General features: G+C 69.0%; 10 protein-coding genes. 7 read left to right on the plus strand and 3 right to left on the minus strand.

What is annotated here, in order from left to right; genetic code table 11:
* Positions 1 to 40: 40 nt before the first annotated feature.
* Positions 41 to 1,771, plus strand: coding sequence for a RecQ family ATP-dependent DNA helicase (locus ACFYW8_RS31125; RefSeq protein ID WP_389084435.1), 1,731 nt, complete (start codon positions 41 to 43; stop codon positions 1,769 to 1,771).
* 183 nt (positions 1,772 to 1,954) lie between these two features.
* On the opposite strand, the gene ACFYW8_RS31130 is transcribed toward ACFYW8_RS31125, so the two are convergent.
* A complete protein-coding gene (locus ACFYW8_RS31130) occupies positions 1,955 to 3,223 on the minus strand; it encodes an ROK family transcriptional regulator (RefSeq protein WP_389084440.1) in 1,269 nt (422 codons plus the stop codon).
* Between the two features lie 212 nt (positions 3,224 to 3,435).
* Between ACFYW8_RS31130 and mmsA the strand changes: the two genes are divergently transcribed.
* From mmsA to ACFYW8_RS31145, 3 genes are all read left to right on the plus strand, one after another.
* Positions 3,436 to 4,986 (plus strand): multiple monosaccharide ABC transporter ATP-binding protein, encoded by a 1,551-nt coding sequence (gene mmsA, locus ACFYW8_RS31135; protein ID WP_389084445.1) that lies wholly within the window; start codon positions 3,436 to 3,438, stop codon positions 4,984 to 4,986.
* Positions 4,983 to 6,284, plus strand: coding sequence for a multiple monosaccharide ABC transporter permease (gene mmsB / locus ACFYW8_RS31140; protein ID WP_365881082.1), 1,302 nt, complete (start codon positions 4,983 to 4,985; stop codon positions 6,282 to 6,284). Before mmsA ends, mmsB begins: the two co-directional genes overlap by 4 nt.
* A gap of 218 nt (positions 6,285 to 6,502) precedes the next feature.
* The gene (locus ACFYW8_RS31145) at positions 6,503 to 7,606 is read left to right on the plus strand and encodes a sugar-binding protein (protein ID WP_365881080.1); all 1,104 of its coding nucleotides are present in this window, start codon (positions 6,503 to 6,505) and stop codon (positions 7,604 to 7,606) included.
* Positions 7,607 to 7,757: 151 nt separating this feature from the next.
* On the opposite strand, the gene ACFYW8_RS31150 is transcribed toward ACFYW8_RS31145, so the two are convergent.
* Entirely contained in the window at positions 7,758 to 12,032 is a 4,275-nt protein-coding gene (locus ACFYW8_RS31150; RefSeq protein WP_389084451.1) for a discoidin domain-containing protein, read from the minus strand.
* A 986-nt stretch (positions 12,033 to 13,018) separates the two neighbouring features.
* On the opposite strand from ACFYW8_RS31150, the gene ACFYW8_RS31155 reads away from it, so the two are divergent.
* From ACFYW8_RS31155 to ACFYW8_RS31165, 3 genes are all read left to right on the plus strand, one after another.
* Positions 13,019 to 13,429, plus strand: coding sequence for a hypothetical protein (locus ACFYW8_RS31155; RefSeq protein ID WP_389084459.1), 411 nt, complete (start codon positions 13,019 to 13,021; stop codon positions 13,427 to 13,429).
* Positions 13,430 to 13,676: 247 nt separating this feature from the next.
* Complete coding sequence (locus ACFYW8_RS31160; RefSeq protein ID WP_389084464.1) at positions 13,677 to 15,179, plus strand: FG-GAP repeat protein; 1,503 nt, start codon at positions 13,677 to 13,679, stop codon at positions 15,177 to 15,179.
* A 375-nt stretch (positions 15,180 to 15,554) separates the two neighbouring features.
* The gene (locus tag ACFYW8_RS31165; protein ID WP_389084469.1) at positions 15,555 to 16,121 is read left to right on the plus strand and encodes a hypothetical protein; all 567 of its coding nucleotides are present in this window, start codon (positions 15,555 to 15,557) and stop codon (positions 16,119 to 16,121) included.
* A gap of 289 nt (positions 16,122 to 16,410) precedes the next feature.
* Here the strand turns inward: ACFYW8_RS31165 and ACFYW8_RS31170 are convergent, their stop codons facing one another.
* The gene (locus ACFYW8_RS31170; protein ID WP_389084475.1) at positions 16,411 to 17,151 is read right to left on the minus strand and encodes an SOS response-associated peptidase; all 741 of its coding nucleotides are present in this window, start codon (positions 17,149 to 17,151) and stop codon (positions 16,411 to 16,413) included.
* Positions 17,152 to 17,317: the final 166 nt, after the last annotated feature.

Genomic DNA, 17,317 nt, shown 5'->3' on the forward strand with positions numbered 1-17,317 from the left:
CGGGCGCCGAACCCCACTGGAGAACGGCGTCAGGAGTGCCATGCGCGTCAAGGTCGGATACTTCAGGACCAGGTCACTCAGAAGACGCCTGCGCCGCTGTGCCCGTGTGGCGTTCGGCTGGGAGAGTCTGCGTCCGTCCCAACTCGCCGCCATGACAGCTGTGATGGAGGGTCGGGACACCATCGTGGTGATGCCGACCGGTGCGGGGAAGTCCGCCGTGTACCAGGTGCCGGGTGTGCTGCTGGAGGGGCCGACCGTGGTGGTCTCGCCCCTGATAGCGCTTCAGCGGGACCAGGTCGCCGATCTCTCCCGTATCGAGGGATCCGGCGCCTCGGCCGTCAACTCCGCGCAGAGCGCACGGGACAACGAAGCCGTGTGGGAGCGCGTACGTGAGGGCAGCCTGGACTTTCTGTTCGTCTCACCCGAACAGCTCGCCAAGGACGAGGTGGTGGAGCAGATCGCCGCGGCCGGTCCGGCGCTGATGGTGGTCGACGAGGCGCACTGCGTGTCCACGTGGGGATACGACTTCCGGCCCGACTACCTGTCCCTGCGCCTGGTGCGCGAACGCATCGGGCGGCCTCCGCTCCTCGCCCTCACCGCCAGCGCGGCAGCCCCCGTGCGGGCGGACATCGTGGAGCGGCTCGGCATGCACGGGGCGCACGAGGTGGTCGCGGGATTCGACCGCCGCAACATCACGCTGGAGGTCGTACGGCACCGGGAGAACGCGGGGAAGCGCAGATGGGTGGTGGAACGCGCCGCGGCCGAGGCCAAGCCGGGCATCGTCTACGCGGGAACCCGGCGCGAGGCCGAGGAGTACGCGCGGGAACTGTCGGCGCTCGGATTCGACAGCGCCGCCTACCACGCGGGGCTGTCGGCGGCTGAGCGTTCCCGGACACACGACCGCTTCCGGGGCGGCGAACTCGACGTGGTCGTCGCCACCTCCGCGTTCGGGATGGGCATCGACAAGCCGGACATCCGCTTCGTGCTGCACGCATCGGTGCCGGGTTCCCTCGACACGTACTACCAGGAGATCGGCCGGGCGGGCCGCGACGGAGAACCGTCGACGGCGATCCTCGCGTACCGGCCCGAGGACCTCGGCGTGCAGCGGTTCCGGACGGGCGCTCACCCCGACCCGGAGGCGCTGGGCGGGCTCATCGACGCGGTGCGCGAACACCCGGGACCGGTCACGGCGGCTCGTCTGCGCGAGCGCACCGGTCTGTCCCAGACGCCGCTGACGTCGATGCTGCACCTGTTGGAGGAGGCGGGCGCCGTGACGGCGGAGAAGGAGGGCGGTGTTCGGACCGTGCCCGGGGCGCGGCGGGACGCCTGCGTCCGCGAGGCGGTGCGGATCGCTTCCGCCCGTGTCGACCTGGAGCGTTCCCGGGTGGAGATGATGCGGGGGTACGCGGAGACGAACGGCTGCCGCCGACGCCACTTGCTCGGCTACTTCGGTGAGGGTTTGGCGGAGGGCGACTGCGCCGGGTGCGACATATGCACCCGTACGAAGGAGTTGAAGGAGGCCCCTGTCCGGACGGGAGATGTCCTGTCCGGCACGGGCCCTGAGCCGCTGGAAACCGTGGCGGCCGACGGCGCCTTCCCGCCCGGGACGCGGGTGGGGCACAGCGTGTGGGGCGTGGGTGAGGTGATGAGCGAGGACGGGGACAGGATCACGGTTCTGTTCGAGAGCGTGGGCTATCGGACGCTGTCCCTTCCCGCCGTCCGGGCGCGAGGCCTGCTGACGCCGGTGTCATCGGCCGCGACCAGGGGCTGACCTGCTTCGGCGTCCCCGGCACGCGTGGTGCGGTGCCCACACCGGCCCCGCGCGGAGGACCGGACCGTGGCAGTCGAAGCGGCGAGAACGCGGCGGTGGCTGACGGCCGGGATCCGGTGGCGAACCCGGGTCGGTGCCGCCTGGCGCGAACAGCGGAACCGCCGGGGCAGAACCGGACTTCGGTCACCGTTGACTGCCAGGCGTCACCCCCGCCCCCACCAGGGCCGACAACTGCGGGGAGTACGTGGCGTGCAGGACGAGCGCCGCGCTCCCCACCACCGCCGCGTCCGTGCCGAGCGGGGACGCCTCGACCTCCACGACCCGGATGTGCCGGGACAGCGGTCGGCTCTTCAGCGCGGCGGCGACGACCGCGACGTAGCGGGACTCGACGTGCTGGATTCCGTGGCCGCCGAGAACGATCAGGTCGACGTCGAGGAAGTTCGCGATGTCGACCGCGACCGAGGCGACATGCTCCGCGGTCTCGTCGATGACCGCGGCGGCGACCGGGTCACCGGCCGCCGCGGCCACCCGGATGGCGGCGTGGTCGATCGCGTCGGGGTCCTCGGCGAACACCCGCGCCAGCGCGCTGTCCGGGTGCGATCCCGCCGCGAGTCTGCGGTGCACCTCGGCGACGATCGCCGTGGGGTTGATGAGCCGTTCCAGGCAGCCCCGGTTGCCGCAGTAGCACTCCGGGCCGTCGGGCAGCACCGAGGAGTGGCCGAACTCGCCCGCGTTGCGTGAACCACCGCGGTACACCTGGTGGTTGAGGATGAGACCGCCGCCGATTCCGGTGCCGAAGAAGAAGTAGGCGAAGTCCGCCACTCCCCTGCCGGCTCCCGACCAGCGCTCGCCGATCGCGGCGGCGGTGGCGTCGTTGTCGAGGGTCACCGGCAGGCCGGTCGTCTCGCTGAGCATGTGCTGGACCGGTACCCGGGTCCAGTTGGTGAGTTGCGGCGCGCCGACGATCACGCCGTGTTCGAGGTCGATGGGCCCGGGAGTGGCGAGACCGATCCCCAGTACCTTGTCCCGGTCGACACCCGTCTCGGCGAGCACGTCGGCGACCAGTTCGGCCATGTCCTTCACGACCTCGGCCGGATCGGTGACGTGGCGGGCCGGGCGCTTCTTGACGACCAGGGGCCGGCCGAGCAGGTCGACCACTGTGCAGCTCAGCTCCACCGGGTCGAAGTGGAGGCCGACGGCACAGCCCGCGTCGGCGTTCACCCTGAGGGTGGTACGAGGTTTCCCTCCGGCCGCTCCCTTGCTCTCGCCGTCCTCCCGGATGATGCCTTCCTCGATGAGCCGGCGCACGATGCCCGAGACGGTCTGCGGGGTCAGACCGGTGTACTGGGCGATCTCGACACGGCTGATGCCGTCGGCGAGCTGGATCTGGTCCAGGACGACTGCCCGGTTGTATCGCCCGACCTTGGGAAGGTTCGTTCCTGACTGCCGCACGCACGGTCCTCTCTCGATGCCCCGACAACATATCTTCCCCGGCCCATTGACTTAGTAAAACAAATGGATTTAGTGTCCGGCCGCAGATGAAACATCCCGGACGCGAGGGCACGGACCTGTGCCACCGGAGGCAAGTTGATGTCCATGCAATGCCGCGGGCGGCTCGGCCCGGAGACGCCCAGGCGCGTCTCCGGCGGCGGGGAGCGCCGCTCATGACCGCCACCGCCTCGACCCTGCTGGAGATGCGGTCGATCACCAAGACCTTCCCCGGCGTCACCGCGCTCGCCGACGTGGACCTCGCCGTGCGGCAAGGCGAGATCCACGCGATCTGCGGCGAGAACGGCGCCGGCAAGTCCACGCTCATGAAGGTGCTGAGCGGCGTCCACCCGCACGGCAGCTACACCGGCGACATCGTCTACCGGGGTGAGCAGGTCCGGTTCCACGACATCCGGGCCAGCGAACAGGCCGGCATCGTGATCATCCACCAGGAGCTCGCCCTGGTGCCGGGAATGTCGATCACCGAGAACCTCTTCCTCGGCAACGAGCCGCGCCGACGCGGCTCGATCGACTGGAAGACGGCCCAACGCCGGGCCCTGGAGCTGATGGAACAGGTCGGGCTCCGCGAGGACCCCGACACCCTGATCAAGGACATCGGCGTCGGCAAGCAGCAACTCGTCGAGATCGCCAAGGCGTTCGCGAAGGACGTGAAGCTGCTGATCCTCGACGAGCCGACCGCGGCCCTGAACGAGGACGACTCCCAGCACCTGCTCGACCTGCTGCGCGGTTTCCGCGAGCGGGGCATCACCTCGATCATCATCTCGCACAAGCTGAACGAGATCGCGGCGATCGCCGACACCATCACGATCCTGCGCGACGGCCGCACCATCGAGAGCCTCGACGTCCAGGCCGACGGCGTCAACGAGGACCGCATCGTGCGGGGCATGGTCGGCCGGGCGCTCGACAGCCGCTTCCCCGACCGCACGCCCGACATCGGCGAGGTCTTCTTCGAGGTCTGCGACTGGACGGTGCGGCACCCGAGCTCGGACGAACGGCTGGTGTGCAAGGGCTCGACGTTCCACGTCCGCCGCGGCGAGATCGTGGGCTTCGCGGGCCTCATGGGCGCCGGCCGCACCGAACTCGCGATGAGCCTCTTCGGCCGCTCCTACGGCACCTGGCTGTCGGGGCGCACCTTCAAGGACGGCGAGGAGGTCCAGCTGAAGACGGTGGCGGACGCGATCCGCCACGGGCTGGCCTACGTCAGCGAGGACCGCAAGTCGATCGGCCTGAACCTGCTGGACGACATCAAGACCTCGATGGTGGCCGCCAAGCTGTCGAAGATCGCCCGGCGCAGCGTCATCGACCCGGTGCGCGAGCACCAAGTCGCCGAGGAGTACCGCCAGAGCCTGAGGATCAAGACCCCCGGCGTCGACGAGGGTGTCGTCAAGCTCTCCGGCGGCAACCAGCAGAAGGTCGTCCTGGCGAAGTGGATGTTCACCGACCCCGACCTGCTGATCCTCGACGAGCCGACCCGCGGCATCGACGTGGGCGCCAAGTTCGAGATCTACGGGATCATCCAGCGGCTCGTCGCCCAGGGCAAGGGGGTCGTCGTCATCTCCTCCGAGCTGCCCGAGCTGATCGGCCTGTGCGACCGCATCTACACGGTGTTCGAGGGCACCATCACCGGCGACGTGGCGCGTGACGACGCCGACCCGGAACTCCTGATGAAGCAGATGACCGCTACCAAGAAGAGCCCGACTCCATGAGCCGTATAACAGACCTGCAGAAGAACCTCTTCGGAGGTACGACCTCCAACGCCCGCCAGTTCGGCATGATCTCCACCCTGGTGGCGATCGTCCTGCTGTTCCAGATCTGGACCGACGGACTGACGCTCACCTCCGGCAACCTCATCGCGGTCGTCAGCCAGTACTCGTACATCCTGATCCTGGCCATCGGGATGCTGATGGTGATCGTCGCCGGGCACATCGACCTGTCGGTCGGCTCCGTCGCCGCGTTCACCGGCATCGTCGTCGCCAAGACGATGCAGGAGTACTCGCTCCCCTGGCCGCTCGGCATACTGCTCGGCCTGCTCGTCGGCGCGGCGATCGGCGCGTGGCAGGGCTTCTGGGTCGCCTACATCGGCATACCGGCCTTCATCGTGACCCTCGCCGGGATGCTGCTGTTCCGCGGCGGCAACCAGTACATCGGCAACGCGGACACGGTTCCGGTGCCCGAGGGCTTCCGCAAGATCGGCGCCGGCTTCCTTCCCGAGGTGGGTCCGGACACCGGATACAACAACCTGACGCTGCTGCTCGGGGTGGCCGCCTGCGCGGGCGTGGTGTGGCGTGAGTTCAAGGCTCGCCAGACCCGCCGTGAGATGAAGGCCGACGTGGCGCCGATGTGGGTCATGGGCATCCGGCTGGCCGTCCTGATCGGTGTCATCGTCTTCGCCGCACTCCGCTTCGCGGGCGGCCGGATCGGCACCAGCCTGCCGATCTCCGGCATCATCCTGATCGTCCTGGTCCTCGCGTACTCGTACTACACCCGCAACACCATCGGCGGCCGGCACATCTACGCCGTCGGCGGCAACGCGCGGGCGGCCGAACTGTCGGGCGTGAAGCTCAAGCGGGTCAACTTCTTCGTCATGATGAACATGTCCGTGCTGGCCGCGCTGGCAGGCATGATCTTCGTGGCGCGGTCCGCGGCCTCCGGCCCCCAGGACGGACTGAGCTGGGAACTGGACGCCATCGCCGCGGTGTTCATCGGTGGCGCGGCGGTCTCCGGCGGCCTCGGCACCGTCAGCGGCTCGATCGTCGGCGGACTGGTGATGGCCCTGCTCAACAACGGCCTCCAACTGGAGGGTGTCGGCTCGGACCTGGTCCAGATGATCAAGGGACTCGTCCTGCTCCTCGCCGTCGCCTTCGACGTCTACAACAAGAGCCAGGGACGCTTCTCCATCCTCGGGGCGCTGATGCGTCCGTTCCGGCGGGACGACGATCCGTCCACGCCGAAAGCGCCGCCTTCCCCGGCCTCCGACGCCGACAAGGCCAAGGTCGCGGGCTGACGCCCGCAGCCTCCGGCGGCCGGATCCCTGTGGCCGCGATCGTTCCGCCTTCCCCGACGACCGGGCACCCGGTCTCCTGACCACCGGGTGCCCGGTTCCCCACTCCGGTACGACCGGTCTTGGGCACACGGTCCGGCGGTGTCCCACCGCACCGCCATCGCCGCACTCGACGGCACGGCACGACTCCACCAGCACCATACGAAGGGTTCGACTCCACCATGCGCTCACTCGTCATCAGAAGCATCGCCGCCGTCGGCGCGGCTGCCCTGCTCACCCTGGGTACGGCCTGCTCCAACCACCGCGAGGGTTCCACCGCCGGCGCCGACGGCAAGGGCTTCGCGAAGGACGCCCTGATCGGCGTCGCCCTGCCGGCCAAGACCTCGGAGAACTGGGTGCTCGCCGGCGACCTGTTCACCAACGGTCTGAAGGACGCGGGATTCAAGGGCGACGTCCAGTACGCGGGCGCCTCGACCACCGTCGCCGACCAGCAGGCGCAGATCTCCTCCATGGTCACCAAGGGCGCGAAGGTCATCGTGATCGGCGCGACCGACGCCTCGCAGCTCTCCACCCAGGTCTCGCAGGCCAAGCAGGCCGGCGCCACCGTCATCGCCTACGACCGCCTGATCACCAACACCAAGGACGTCGACTACTACATCGCCTACGACAACTTCAAGGTCGGCGAGCTCCAGGGCCAGGCCCTCATCGACGGTATGAAGGCCAAGAAGCCCAAGGGTCCGTGGACGATCGAACTGTTCTCCGGCTCTCCGGACGACAACAACTCGAAGGTGTTCTTCGACGGAGCGATGCAGGTACTCAAGCCTCTCATCGACAAGGGCGACATCGTTGTCGGCTCCAAGCAGACCGACATCAAGCAGACCGCGACCCAGGGCTGGAAGGCCGAGAACGCCCAACAGCGCATGGACTCGCTGCTGACCTCGGCCTACGGCGGCAAGAAGACCCTCGACGGTGTCCTGTCCCCGAACGACACCCTGGCCCGCGCGATCCTCACCTCGGTGAAGGGCGCGGGCAAGCCGGTCCCGGTCGTCACCGGCCAGGACTCCGAGGTCGAGTCGGTCAAGTCGATCATGGCCGGTGAGCAGTACTCGACCATCAACAAGGACACCCGCAAGCTCGTCGCCGAGACCATCAACATGGTCAAGTCCCTGCAGAAGGGCGGCAAGCCGACCATCAACGACACCAAGTCGTACGACAACGGCGCCAAGGTCGTCCCGTCGTACCTCCTCCCGCCCGTCATCGTGACGAAGGAGAACGCGGCCGAGGCCTACGCCAACGACCCCAAGCTCTCGCCGCTCACGAAGTAGCACCGCGGGAGACACCGATCACCGCCGTCGCCCGTCCCGGAGGCATCCCGGGACGGGCGACGGCGGTTCGCATCACGGCGGCGCGGACACGACAGCGCGGGGCCGCCCTCCGCGAGGGCGGCCCCGTGCCGTTCAGTGCCCGTCCGGCACCCTACTCGATATTGATCTTGAACGTACTGGTCGTGTTGCGGATGTCCTGGGCATTGCCACTCATCCGCAGGTTACGGAAGGTGGCCTCGCCCACAGCAGGGCCCTGACCGGGCTCCGGCAGTTCGTTGGCCCAGATGCCGAATCCTGACTTGGCGTCGAAGGCGTCTCCGCTCTTCTTGGAGTTGGTGATGGAGATGTCGGTGAAGATCGTGTCCTTCACCGGGAACTGGGGCTGGCCACCGGAGTAGTTGGTCTGGAACATGACGCCTCCGTAGGTGGAGTCGTCGATGTCCACGTCGTTCACCCTGATGCCCTGGAAGACCTTGGAGGCGGAGAACGCCCAGATGGCGGGGAAGACCTGCGAGCCCCAGAAGTGTCCGCCGGTCCTCTCCAGGGACACGTTCTCGATCGTCGTGGGCTCGGTCCCGAAGCCGTTCATCGGGTAGCCGAAGTCCAGCGAGGAGATGGTGACGCCGGAGTAGACCAGGGTGTCGGCGACGCGGAGGTTGCGGAAGGTGTTGTTGTAGCCGCCGTAGACGGCGATCCCGGCCGCCCGCCAGGTGAGCGTCGATGTCAGGTTCTCGTAGAGGTTGTTCTTCTCGTCGGCGCCTCCGGCGTCGATCGCCGAGAAGAGGGCGAAGCTGTCGTCCCCGGTGGCACGGGCGTCATCGTTGACGACATGGTTGTCCGTGGAGCCGTTGGTCATGTTGATGCCGTCGGCGAAGGTGTCACGGATGCGGGCGTTCTTGATGGTCATGTTGTCGGTGTTGGCGCCCCAGTAGAGGCACACCATGTGCTCGACCCAGATGTTGTCGATGGTGATGTCGGAGACGTTGGAGAAGTCGAACACCTTGCCCGGTCCGTCGATCCGGGACGTGTAGTTGCCGAGGTAGGTGAAGCCGGAGAAGGTCGAGCCCTTGGCGCTCGCCTCGGCGCGGAAGCCGACGTCGGTGTTCTCCTGCGAGGCGGGGGCGTGGAAGCGGGTGAACCAGGGCCCGGCTCCGACCACCTTGACCGCCTTGCCGTAGACCTGGAACTTGCTGGAGGTCTCGTAGTCGCCCGCGGGCAGGTAGACGCCCACCAGTTGGCCCGTGGTGTCCATGCGGACCTTGTCCAGGGCGTTCTGCACGTCCTGGTGGCCGAAGCCCGTCGGAACCGTGTAGGCGGCCGGGTCCGGGTTCGCGATCGCCGTCGCCTGCTCGGTGTTGATGAAGTCGATGGCGTAGGTGGAGGAGTTGGCCGCGTCCTTCTGGAGCCTGATCCTGGAGCCGGCCGGTACGGTCCTGCCGAGGAGCAGGCTCGCCTCGTCGTAGATGTGGCGAGGGGCGCCGGAGCCGGGCGAGTTTCCGGGCGCGGTCTCGTTGCCGTAGAGCCAGGCGTACTTCGAGGTGAGGTCGATCGCCTTGAGGAACTGGCCGTCCACGTACACGTCGAGCGTCGTGTCGGTGCCGTCCGGGATCGAGAAGCGGGTCACCAGGGTGTTGGTCGCGGCGCGGGTGGTCCATTCGACGTACTGCCCGGTCCCGTTGAGGGCCACCGCCCTGCGTCCGCTCGCCTCGCCGGCGATGTCACCGATGGTCCGGTTGGGGCCGACCACCTTGGCGCCGGCACCGAGGGTGCCGTCCTCGGCCTCGTACATGTCGTACGGCATGTCGGCGCCCCGGCCGACGAACAGGGCGTGCGTGGTCGTGTTGTTGGCCCGCTTGACGGGCAGTTCGTTGGTGTCGTCGGCGATGACCGTCCTCACGGTGTACTTGCCGTTGACGGCCGTCCATGAACCGAGACCGACCGGTGCGGTCGTCTGGCCCACGGCGATGGCGCCGGCGTAGGAGCCGCTGAGCGTCTTGACCGTAGCGCCCGTTGAGTCCTGGATCGTCAGCGTGACACCGTGGGCGCCGGAGGCCGACGCCACCGTCCCCTGGTTCTTGATCGCGACGGTGAACGTGACCTCGTCGCCCGCCGACGCGCTGGAGGGGGTCCAGGAGACCGGTGCGGCGAGGAGGTCGGAGCTGGAGACGGGCTTGACGACGAGGGCGTCGGAGCGGGTGAAGGTGTTGTTCGCCTCGTTCTGCTCGATCACCTTGTTCGACGGGTCCACCTCGGCCCCGACCGGGTAACTGCCCGCGTCCCGGGCTCCGATGCTCGTGGTGACCGTCTTCGTCTCACCGGCCGCGAGCGCCGGGACGTCCGCCGTGGCCGACTTTGTCCCGCCGAGTGTGAAGTTGAGGTCGGTGGCCTTGGCCGCCTTGCTCCCGCTGTTGGTGACGGTCGCGGTCAGACTGATGGCGTCCGACTCGACAGGCGCCGCGGGCGTGTTGGTGATGCCGGTGACCTTGAGGTCGGGGTTGGCGGCCGGAGTGCCGATCACCTGGAGCTCGGCGACCTGCGCGCCCGGGGCGCCGGAGTTGGAAGTGACCTTGAGCTGGATGTCGGCGGCGGAGCCGGAGACAGGGATGGTCACGCTGTTGCCACTGGACGGGTTGAACGTGTAGTCCTTCGCCGCCGCGAGGCTGGTGAAGGCCGTCGCGTCCTGGTCGCGGCCGAGCACCTGGATGTTCTGGGTACGGGTCGACCAGGCGGCGTCCGGGTTGAGCTTGACGACGACCTGGCGCAGGTCGGCGTTGGCACCCAGTTTGGTGGTGAGGGTGGCCGGGTAGGCGCCACCTCCGCTCTCCCAATAGGTGCCGATCTGGCCGTCGTTGGCGTTGGCCGCGACATAGGTGAAGGTGTAGGAGGACGCCTCGACCGGCTTGCCCTGGGCGAGGTCGGATCCCGAACCGGTCGAGCCGGTCCGGGTGACGCTGTTGCTCGCGACCGACACGTTGCCCGCGGCGTCCTTCGCCTTCACGTAGTAGGTGACCGTGGCCGTCGCCGACGGGCTGTCGGTGTACGTCGTGACGTCACCCGCCACGGACGTGACGAGTTGGTTGTCGGCGTAGACGTCGTAGCCGGTGACCTTGACGTTGTCGCTGGAAGCCTGCCAGGTGAGCTTCACGTCGCTGCCGGACTGCGTGTAGGCGAGGTTGCCGGGCGCCGTGGGTGCCTGGGTGTCTCCGCCCGATCCCGGGCGGGTGACGCTGTTGCTGTTGGAGGAGACGTTGCCCGCCGCGTCCTTGGCCCGCACGAAGTACGTGATTTCACTGCCGGCCGGCTGTGTGTCGGTGTACGTCAGAACGTTCCCCGCGACGCTCGCCCGGAGTTGGCCGCCCGCGTAGATGTCGTAACCGGTCACGGCAGTGTCGTCGCTCGCCGCGTTCCAGGTCAGCTTGATCTGCCCGGTGGCCGGCTCGGTCAAGGCGAGGTTGGACGGCGCGGTCGGCGCCTGGGTGTCGCCGGTGGCCGGCCCGTAGACTTCCAGCTCGGACAACTGCCCCGCGGGCCAGCCGGTGTTGGCGGTGAACAGCACCCGCACGTATCGCGTCGTGGTCGTGTCGAGGGCGATGGTCGCCGACTGGTCGTCGCCGCTGTCGAAGGTGTACGCCTGCGAGGCCGTCAGGTCCGTGAAGTTCTGGTTGTCGGTCGAGCCCTGGACCTTCAGCGTCTGGCTGCGGCTCGGCCATCCGCCGGGCAGCCGCAGCGCCACCTGGTTCACCTTGACCGATGATCCGAGGTCGACCTGGAGCCACTGCGGGAAGGCGTTGTTCTTGCTCTCCCAGTAGGTGGCCCGGTTGCCGTCGCCGGCGTTGGCCGCGCCGTACACGTCGGCGTGCCCGCTCTCGCTGAAGGGCTTGCCCTGGGCGAGGTTGGGGGTCGAGGCGGCGGTCGTGAGGACCTGCATCTCGGCGAGCTGAGCAGTAGCGGCGACCGAGTTGTGGCTGAAGTCCGCCCGTACGTACCGGGCGAGGGTCGCGGGGAAGGAGACCTTCACCGTGTTTCCGTTGCCGGGGCTGAAGACGTACTGCGCCGACGACTTGAGGGTGGCGAAGCTCTTCCCGTCGGCGCTGCCCTGAAGCGCCAGGGACTGGGTGCGGGTCTGCCAGTGCTCGGGCAGTCGCAGTACGACTTGGCGGACGCGCTCGGTCCGCCCGAGATCGGTCTGCACCCACTGGGCCGACTTCTTTCCGGCCTGCCAATAGGTGCCGGCGTCTCCGTCGGTGATCTCGGCGGCCGTATGCGCGCCGCTGACGCTGCCGGCCTTGGTGGCGGTGTCCGCGGCGGCGTTGGGACCACCGGCGGCCTGGGCGCCGACGGCGGGCAGGCCCAGGACCATGACGGTGGAGGCGAGCGCGGCGGTCACGGCGCCGCGTCTCCAGGATCTCGGCTTGTGTGGAGTCATACGGGGTTCACTCCCTGCGGAGGTTCGCGCGCCGGAGGGGGCGGCGAGGTCGGCTCGTTCCTGGGCAGAGCGATGGCGCGGTACGACTGAACGGGCTGAACGGGCTGAACGGGAAGGCTGTCGGTACAGACATGCGCGATCCCCGAAAGAGGGATGGTGCGCAGGTTCTTGCATTGTTTCATCGCAATATTGCAGAGCACTGCGAGGACGTCTACGGCCAGGACGCCGCAAGTTTCACGATCAACAGCCGCGCCTCAGCACCGAGAACCTGGCGCGCGGAGTCGGCAGACCCATGAACCGGTCCACGCGCGAGGCCCGAAGCGCCAAGGCAAGTCAGCGGGGCAGCCCCGCAGCACCCTCCCTCCGGGGTCAATCTCCTTATGCCTCACACCGAAAGCCGCACGCCGTCCCTTGCGGGTCAGGTGTCGCCGCCGTCGAGTTCTGCTGGCGTCAGCGCCCGCGCGCGCCGATCCAGACCTCGCACCCCCACAATGCAAGTTCACGCAAGTTGCGCAATTTTTTGCGCTCCCACGCAACGTCGCACAATCCGAACGTCACGCAGACCAGGTCGCATCACATTGCGGACCTGGCCCATCGGAATGACCGCCCGGATCCGTCGCTCGCTCGTCCGGGTACGGCTCACACGGGAGGAACGCGCCCGGTCCCGGTGGGTGAAACGTCGAAGGCGTCCCGCGTGCCGGGTCGGGGGTGCAGCGCTGATCGCCGATCCCTGATCCCTGATCGCTGCGACCGTTGCCCGCGCGTCTAGGATGTGGCTGCCGCAGCAGGACCCGGACGACCGTCCACGGCAGTGCCGGCCTGGTGGGTGGCGTCGTCGACGCAAGCCTCTGGGGTACCGAAATCGGGGCGGAGGCCGGCTTTGTCGGCGAGTCGGTCGGCCCGACGGTCAGCGACCCCGCGAGCGTTGCCCCCGTGGCGTGGTCGGCAATCGGCGCGTTGTGGACGGGATCGAGGATCTGTTGCGAATGAGGACCTGGCTGGAGGGGTTGTTCCGAAACGGGCGGTCCCGCACCACAGATGAGAACCCGCTGGAGAGCCGGGCTGACATCTCGCCCGAGGAACGCGCGGTCCTCCTCGTGGGAATCCTCGACGACCCCACGGCACGCGAGGACGAACAGTACGACGCGGCGATGTACATGGAGGACTTCCCCGGCCCGCTCGTCGAGTCGTGCCTGATCCGGACCATCCGTGCCGAGGACTTCAGCAGCGTGCTGGCCCAGCTCTGCGCGGAGTCGCTCGCCGGTATCTGGGCCCAACAGGACAGGATCGACCGGGACTTCTTCGCAGAGCTCCACGGACAGGCCTCGCGCGAGGTCCTCGGCATACTCGGTGCCCGCGCCCCACACTTGATCCCGACAAAGGACAGCGAAGGCTGAAGGTCCTTCCTGCGACGGCCTGTTGGTCAAGGCCTGCGCTCAACTGGCGCTGGACCGCATCAGCTCCCCAGGCCGAGACCGTCGGAGGTGGACTACAACCCCGTACAAACTTGAGATGTCTTCTGAGTGAGGAGCGCGGGGCGCCGCAGGTGCCCTGCAGTTCCCCGGCCAACGGCGAGGCACGGCAGGGCACTTCGGCCGAGCAGGACCCCGTAGGCCGATCCAGAAACGAAGGAGGATCTCTCCGGTGCGTCACATCAGAAGAGCGGCCCTGACGGCCGCCGTACTCCTGACCCTCGGCGGCGGCACGATCATGACGGCCCCTGCGGCGCAGGCCGTTGTGCCCTTTCCGTCCATCGGCTGGCAGCAGCACAACTGCGACTACGACGGCAACGGGTTCGACGACGTGCTGATCGGCGCCCCGGCCGCCACGGTGAGCGGAGCCGAGGCCGCCGGCTACGTCACCGTGCAGTACAGCTCGTCAAGTGGTCTCAGCACGACCAGGAAGAGCGTCCTTCACCAGAGCACCTCCGGCGTCCCGGGTGCCGCCGAGGCAGGCGACGGCTTCGGCAGCGCCGTGGCCTCGGGTGACCTGGACAACGACGGTTACGACGACGCGATCGTCGGCATCCCCGGCGAAGATCTGGCCGGACTCTCCGACGCGGGCGGCGCCATCGTCTTCTGGGGCTCGCCGAGCGGGCTGCACGGGACCGACAGCACCTGGCTGCAGGATCCCGACGGGCTGCGGGCCGGCGCGGACTTCGGCCTGGCCGTCGAAGCGGCCCGGTACTTCGCGCCGGACCCGGCAGCCCCGGACGCCGACCCGCGCGACAGCATCGCCCTCCTGGAGAACGACACACTGCTGTTCTTCACCGCCGCACCGGAGGCGGCCGCCCGGCAACTGAAGGCGATGGACACCGGACTCCGGGCCCGGGACCTGGGTCCCACGGCGACGGGCTTCGCCTTCCGGAGTCTCAGCCACGGCAACTACAACGAGGACTCATGGGCCGACCTGGCCGTCTCCGGTGTGACCACCGGAGACCGGCCCGGCACAGGCGCCACCCGGGTGCTGCACGGCGCGCCCGGCGTCGAGGAATTGGGGGACGGCGGCACGTTCGAAGGCGGTCCCGCGGTCGTCTCCAGCGACTTCGACCACGACGGGCAGGACGACCTGGCCATCGGCGACACGGGCGTCGGCTCGCCCGTCGGTGGATCGGTCTCCGTCTACCTGGGCCGGGGCGACCTCTCCGGCCTCGACCCGACCCCGGCGCAGACGTGGACGCAGGACTCCCCCGGCGTCCCCGGCACAGCCGAGGCGGGCGACCGGTGGGGCTCCGAGCTGTCATCGGGTGACACCGACGGCGACGGCCGCCCGGACCTCGCGATCGGCGCGCCCGGCGAGGACGTGGGCTCCGTGTCCGATGCCGGTGCGGTCTGGACACTGCGCGGCGCACCGGGCGGCCTGACAGCGACCGGCGCACGCAGCTTCGACCAGAACTCTGCCGGCGTTCCCGGCGTCGCGGAGGCCTCGGACCGCTGGGGCGGCCAGGTGCGGCTGATCGACGCTGACAAGGACGGCCTGTTCGGTCTGCTGGCCTCGGCGCCGGGTGAGAACTCCGACGACGGCGTCGTATGGGTCGTTCCTGCCTCGTCGTCGGGGTTGGCCGCCAAGGGTTCGTGGACCTACGCCGGGGCGAGCCTCGGGGCACCGGTGGCCCATGGGCGGTTCGGTGCGGCGATCGACGAGTAGCGAAGCCCCCAGGAGCGCTGGGAGTTCAGCGGAGGTCGGCACGACTCACTTGCCCTGTACGCCTCTTGGGAGGCGGTGACCCGGCCTTCTGATCGCCGAGTGTGGCGCTGTGTCCGTGCGGAGTCGGGCACGGCGCCACAGTTGTAAGAGCGCGGTCGGCACTGATGACGACCCGCGGAGGCCGTCGCCCGCCCAGTGTCCTCGACGGGCAACCGGGGTCGGCTGCCCGTGAGGAGTCCGCGGGGCGAGCACCCCGGACGCGGCACCTCGACGAGCGCTCGGGCCGCAGGCCAATTCCGGGGTGACCCGTACAACCAAACCCGTGACCGGCATGTCGTACATCACAGGGAAAAGAGCCGCAAACAAGGGGAAAAAATGCGCACAAGACGATACGGGGCGATGTTGGCCGCCCTCACGATGGCCAGTGTGGGTGTGGGAGTCGCAGCGCCGACCACGGCGGGTGCCGCCACGACGGCTGTCGCGTGCCCGACCGGCTGGGGCAGCCTTCCGAAGACCGCGGCCGACGCCGCCACCGGGTCCCTGACCGACATCAGGACAGGCGAGCACGACTGCTACGACCGCATGGTCTTCGACGTACCCACGGCGGGCACCGACCCGATCGGGTACACCGCGCACTACGTCGACGCGTTCTACCAGGACCCGTCCGGCATACGCATCCCGATCACCGGCGGGGCGATCATCGAGATCATCGTGTCCGCCCCCGCCTACGACCCGGAGACCCACTCCGCGACCTACCCCGGCCGCGGCGGACAGCCCCTTCCGGGCGTCGACCTGACCGGCTACCGAACCTTCCGGGACGCGAAGTTCGGGGCCAGCTTCGAGGGAGTCACACAGGTGGGGCTCGGTGTGCGGGCCCAGCTGCCGTTCCGGGTGTCCCAGCTCTCCGGCCGACTGGTGGTCGACGTCGCCCACACCTGGTGAGGGGTTCGCCCTCAGCGGTATCCGGCCGGGTGACGTGACGCGGGTGCCTGACGGCTGTCGCGCCCTCATCCGGTCGGCTACAGCTCGCTGCTGCGGCGAGTGGTCCGCGGGGCACCCGTTGACCACCCCGGCGTCGACCTCGGGAGCCCGGCCCATGCCCATGCCCGTACGTCGCCGCAGCCGAGCCTTCTCGGCTGCCCGGCCCCGTTCGGGTGATACGCGGCAGATCGCCGGTGGCGGACCACACACGGGAGTGGCTCGTCGCGCCCATGCCGGACCGTACCGACTCCTACCGAGGGAGCTCGTCCAGCAGGTGCGGGCCGTTGTTGCGGACGTTGTTGACGGCCGGGGACACGGGCCGGACGGCAAGGTGACCGTCTGCGGGCTGGGTGAGCAGGCCGCGCAGGTCGTCGGTGTTCTGGTGGTGGGGGTCGAGCCAGGCGTCGTAGTGGTCCGGCGTGAGGGCGAGCGGCATGCGGGGGTGGACGCGGCCGGCCGCGTCGGTGGCCTCGGTGGTGACGATGGTGCAGGTCGTCAGCCAGGCGGCGGGGTCGTCGTCCTGTTCGACCTCGGGGTTGCGCCAGTACTCGTACAGCCCGGCGAGCGCCATCACCTGCTCGTCTTCGGGGTGGATGAAGTACGGCTGCTTGCGGGGCTTGCCGCCGGCCTCGTCCTTGACCTGCTGCCACTCGTAGAAGCCGTCGGCCGGAAGCAGGCAGCGGCGTTTGGCGAAGGCTCGGCGGTAGGCGGGTTTCTCGTGCACGGTCTCCACCCGCGCGTTGATCATCCGTGCACCGGCCTTCGGGTCCTTGGCCCAGGACGGCACCAGGCCCCAGCGCAGTGGCCGCAGCTCCCGTTCCGCCGCGGCATGGTCCCTCTCGCGGGGAACGCGCTCAAGGACGGCCCATACGTTGTCGGTCGGGGCGACGTTCCAGTTCGGCGCGAGAGCCTCTTCGGCACGCCAGTCGGTGACCTGGAACAACTGGACCAGGTCCTGAGGGCTGCGGGTGGAGGCGTAGCGACCGCACATGCCGACCACTTTCCCACCCTTCCCTGTACTCCGCGCCGTGGTGGTGCCGTGTCGCGTGGACGAAGCCGGTCACCCTGGCGGAGCGGAGCACCGGTCCCGGACCGGAGCGCGGTATCGGGGCCGCCCGGCCCCGTGCGGGTGACGCGTGGGGCGCGAGCCGCACGGG

It is taken from the genome of Streptomyces sp. NPDC002742 (assembly GCF_042888885.1).
GTDB lineage: Bacteria > Actinomycetota > Actinomycetes > Streptomycetales > Streptomycetaceae > Streptomyces.

Bases quoted from the DNA above. Each gene is read 5' to 3' on its own strand.
- ACFYW8_RS31125 (WP_389084435.1), top strand. From the start codon at position 41: ATGCGCGTCAAGGTCGGATACTTCAGGACCAGGTCACTCAGAAGACGC.
- mmsA (WP_389084445.1), top strand. From the start codon at position 3,436: ATGACCGCCACCGCCTCGACCCTGCTGGAGATGCGGTCGATCACCAAG.
- mmsB (WP_365881082.1), top strand. From the start codon at position 4,983: ATGAGCCGTATAACAGACCTGCAGAAGAACCTCTTCGGAGGTACGACC.
- ACFYW8_RS31145 (WP_365881080.1), top strand. From the start codon at position 6,503: ATGCGCTCACTCGTCATCAGAAGCATCGCCGCCGTCGGCGCGGCTGCC.
- ACFYW8_RS31150 (WP_389084451.1), bottom strand. From the start codon at position 12,032: ATGACTCCACACAAGCCGAGATCCTGGAGACGCGGCGCCGTGACCGCC.
- ACFYW8_RS31155 (WP_389084459.1), top strand. From the start codon at position 13,019: ATGAGGACCTGGCTGGAGGGGTTGTTCCGAAACGGGCGGTCCCGCACC.
- ACFYW8_RS31165 (WP_389084469.1), top strand. From the start codon at position 15,555: ATGCGCACAAGACGATACGGGGCGATGTTGGCCGCCCTCACGATGGCC.
- ACFYW8_RS31170 (WP_389084475.1), bottom strand. From the start codon at position 17,151: ATGTGCGGTCGCTACGCCTCCACCCGCAGCCCTCAGGACCTGGTCCAG.